This is a genomic window from Kitasatospora sp. NPDC007106 (assembly GCF_040634455.1).
Lineage (GTDB): Bacteria > Actinomycetota > Actinomycetes > Streptomycetales > Streptomycetaceae > Kitasatospora > Kitasatospora arboriphila.
Window position 1 is genome coordinate 1 of the sequence record NZ_JBEYFP010000613.1, and the last position, 3,613, is coordinate 3,613.

The 3,613-nt window shown below is 73.6% G+C and carries 2 protein-coding genes; one reads left to right on the forward strand and one right to left on the reverse strand.

Annotated features, from left to right (window positions below; genetic code table 11):
- Positions 1 to 60 precede the first annotated feature (60 nt).
- On the reverse strand, positions 61 to 1,917 hold the full coding sequence (locus ABZ641_RS29425) for a phosphatidylglycerol lysyltransferase domain-containing protein (protein ID WP_359986623.1): 1,857 nt from the start codon (positions 1,915 to 1,917) through the stop codon (positions 61 to 63).
- 438 nt (positions 1,918 to 2,355) lie between these two features.
- Here ABZ641_RS29425 and ABZ641_RS29430 point away from each other — a divergent pair, with 438 nt between their 5' ends.
- Positions 2,356 to 3,540, forward strand: a complete 1,185-nt coding sequence (locus tag ABZ641_RS29430) for an alpha/beta hydrolase-fold protein (RefSeq protein WP_344622570.1) — start codon at positions 2,356 to 2,358, stop codon at positions 3,538 to 3,540.
- The last annotated feature ends 73 nt before the right edge of the window (positions 3,541 to 3,613 follow it).

Below are 3,613 nucleotides of genomic sequence, written 5' to 3' on the forward strand. Positions count from 1 at the left end.
GCACCGGGGTCCGGTGCCCGCCGCGGGCGGGTGGTGCGGGCCGTGCCGCGCGGCCGTCGGTCAGGCGGCCTCGGTGACCGCGGCCAGCCGGGCCTGGTCGGGCTCGGGCATGAGGCCCTGGCGCTGCTTGGCGCGGCCCAGGCGCGGCATGCCGAGGGTGATGAAGGCCTCCGCCTGCATCGCCGCGAAGCCGATCCGCGGGAGGTCCCGGGTCTGCTTGTAGACGAGGAAGCGGGGCTCCCACTCCGGCTGGAACTTGGCGTTGAACTTGTACAGCGACTCGATCTGGAACCAGCGGGAGAGGAACACCAGCAGGCCGCGCCAGGCGCGCAGCACCGGGCCCGCGCCGATCCGCTCGCCGCGGGCGAGGGCGGAGCGGAACATCGCGAAGTTCAGCGAGACCCGCTTGACGCCCATGGCGGGGACGGCCTGCAGGGCGGCGACGATGAGCAGCTCGTTGAGGCCGGGGTCGGCCTCGCGGTCGCGGCGCATCAGCTCCAGCGAGATGCCGTCGGGGCCCCAGGGCACGAAGTGCAGCACCGCCTTGAGGTCGCTGCCGGGCTCGCCGGCCGGCTCGCCCTCGGCCGGGGCCTTGTGGGCGGTGACGACGACGCAGCGGTCGTCGGTCGGGTCGCCGAAGCGGCCGAGCGCCATGGAGAAGCCGCGCTCGGTGTCGGTGCCGCGCCAGCGGCAGGCGGCGTCGGCGATCTGCCGGCGCTCCTCCAGGGTGAGGTCGCCGACCCGGCGGACCTGGCAGGAGTAGCCGTTGCGCTCGATCCGCTTGACCATCTGGCGGACGTTGCGCATGGCGCGGCCGGAGAGCGAGAAGGTCGCGGTGTCGACGATCGCCTCGTCGCCGAGCTCCAGCGCGTCGAGGCCGGCCTCGCGCGTCCAGACCTCGCCGCCGACCTCGCTGCAGCCCATCACCGCGGGGACCCAGGCGTGCTCGCGGGCCTCCGCCATGAAGACCTTGATCGCGCCGGGCCAGGCCTCGACGTCGCCGACCGGGTCGCCGGAGGCGAGCATCACGCCGGAGACGACGCGGTAGGAGATGGCGGCCTTGCCGGAGGGCGAGAAGAGGACGCTCTTGTCGCGGCGGAGCGCGAAGTAGCCGAGCGAGTCGCGGGTGCCGTGGCGGGCCAGCAGCTCGCGGACCTTGACCTCGTCCTCGACGGTGAGCTCCGGCTCGGGCTTCTCCGGGCGCAGCAGCAGGTAGGCCGAGGTGAAGGCGGTCAGCAGGCCGAGCGCGCCGAGCGAGTAGGCGACCAGGTCGGAGATCCGGTCGGAGCCGTAGCGGATCGGGCCGTCGAAGCCGAAGAGGCCGTAGACCGTCTCCTCCAGGCGCTGGACCGTCGACGGGTCGCCGATCTCCGACTTCGGGTGGACGCTCACGATCAGCAGGCCGAGCAGGACGCTGAAGACGCCCATGACGACCAGGTTGGCGAGCGCGCGCCAGCGGGTGCGCGGGTCGGCCTTGGCGTAGAACTCGCGGCGGTGCACCAGGATCACCGCGAACAGCACCAGGGAGATCACGGCGGGGCCGGTCTGGTGCCAGCGCAGCAGGTGCAGGGCGGCGCCCACGGGCAGCAGGACGACGACCGCGCGCCAGGCCCGCCGCTTGCGGCGGCGCAGGGCGTGGGCGAGGAGCACCAGCAGGACGCCGACCATGAGCGTGCCCGCCGCGGCGAGCGTGGTGGTCGCGCCGGGCAGCTGCCCGGCGAAGGTGTGCATCCGGGTGTGGCGGAGCTTCGGGAAGACGGCGCTGCAGATGTCGAGCAGGCCGATCAGCAGGCAGGCGTAGCCGACCACGCCCGGAAGCCAGGCGCGGGGGACGGCCGCGGCCTGGGTGCGCAGCGTCTGCAGCCCGCCTCGGCGGGGCTGCTCGGTCGACGGCTCAACGGACACGGGAACGCTCATGGAAGTTCAGCGTAGGGGCTGATCCGGCTCGTCCTGTCACTCCGAAGTAGGAGTTGTGATGGACCTTCATGACTATTCCTTGATCGGGCAATCCGCTGGTCAAGAAGGCCCCGCCGGCGGGCATGCCGGTCGGGCGCCTCCCGGGCCGAGGGGGAGCCTGGGGACGGGTGGTGGACCGCTCCCGGGCCCGGTCCGGCAGGGGACCGGGCGACCGGACGGCGGTCGCGGGGACGGCGCGCAGCGGCCGTCACGACGGGGACGGTGGTTCACGCACTGCACTCGGTGGACGCCGCATTCTAGGGCCTCGGTTGCACCCGGATCAGCACCCCGGGCGGCGTCGGAATCCGACGCCCGGTCAGGCTAGCCCCGGTGGCCCGGGGTGGTGGGCGAACGCACGATGAACCCTGGCCCCACCCCTGCCCGACGGAAGGCGCCGCCATGGAACTGACCAGCAGGTCGCTGGTGTACTCGCTGATCGCGACGGCGGTCGCGGGCCTGGCCGCCACCCTCTGGCTGTGGCCCCGGCTGGCCCGCCAGCGGCCGCTGCCGGTGCTGGGGCGCCTGGGCCTGCTGACGGTGGTTCAGGTCTCGGTGCTGGGGGTGCTGGCGCTGGCGGTCAACAACACGTACAGCTTCTACACCTCGTGGAACGACCTGCTGCACCCGGGCGGGGCCGCCCTGGCGCTGACCAGCTCGGAGCACGCCAAGGGCGCGGCGCCGGACTCCCAGAAGCTGGTCGAGCCGACCTCCGAGGGCGGGCTGGAGACGGTGAAGGACGTGCTGCCGGCGGGCAGGCCGGAGGAGGTCGGGCGGGTCGACTCGGTGAAGGTGACGGGCACCGAGTCGGGGCTGTCCGACCAGGTCTTCGTCTACCTGCCGCCGGAGTACTTCGTCCCGAAGTACGCCCGCGAACGGTTCCCGGTGATGCTGGCGATCGGCGGCTACCCCGGCCCGTCGCTGCACCTGGTGGAGGGGCTGCGGGTGCCGCAGACGGTGTCGGAGCTGGAGCGGGCCGGCCGGATGTCGCCGACGATCGTGGTGATGGCCCGGCCGACGGTGGCGCCGCCGCGGAACACCGAGTGCGTGGACGTGGCCGGCGGCCCGCGGTCGGAGACCTGGTTCACCAAGGACGTCCCGACGGCGATCAGGTCCGCCTACCGGGCGAGCCACTCCCCCGCCTCCTGGGGGGTGTTCGGCTACTCGACCGGGGGGAGCTGCGCGCTGCGGATGGCGATGCGCAGTCCGGACGCCTTCCCGAACGCGGCCGCCCTGCACGCGGACTACCAGGTGCCGAACGACCGCTGGACGGACGGCGACCTCTTCCGGGGCGACGCGCAGGCCGCCTCGCAGTCGGACCTGAACTGGCGGCTGAAGAACCTGCCGGCCCCGCACGCCTCGCTGCTGGTGGTCAGCACCAGGACGGAGGACAACTACCAGGCGACCCAGCAGTTCCTGGCCACCGCCCAGCAGGTCGCGGCGAACAACCCCGACTTCACCGTGGACTCGCTCTTCCTGGACGACGGCGGGCACAGCTTCGAGACCTGGCGCCGGGAGCTTCCCGCGGCCCTGGAGTGGATGAGCGACCGGCTGGCGCCGCCGCCGGACCGCGAGCCGCGGCAGTAGCGCGGGCCCCCCCGCGGGGGGGCCCCCCGGGGGGGACCCCGCGCAGAGGGAGAGGGGAGGGGGGGGGAGGAAG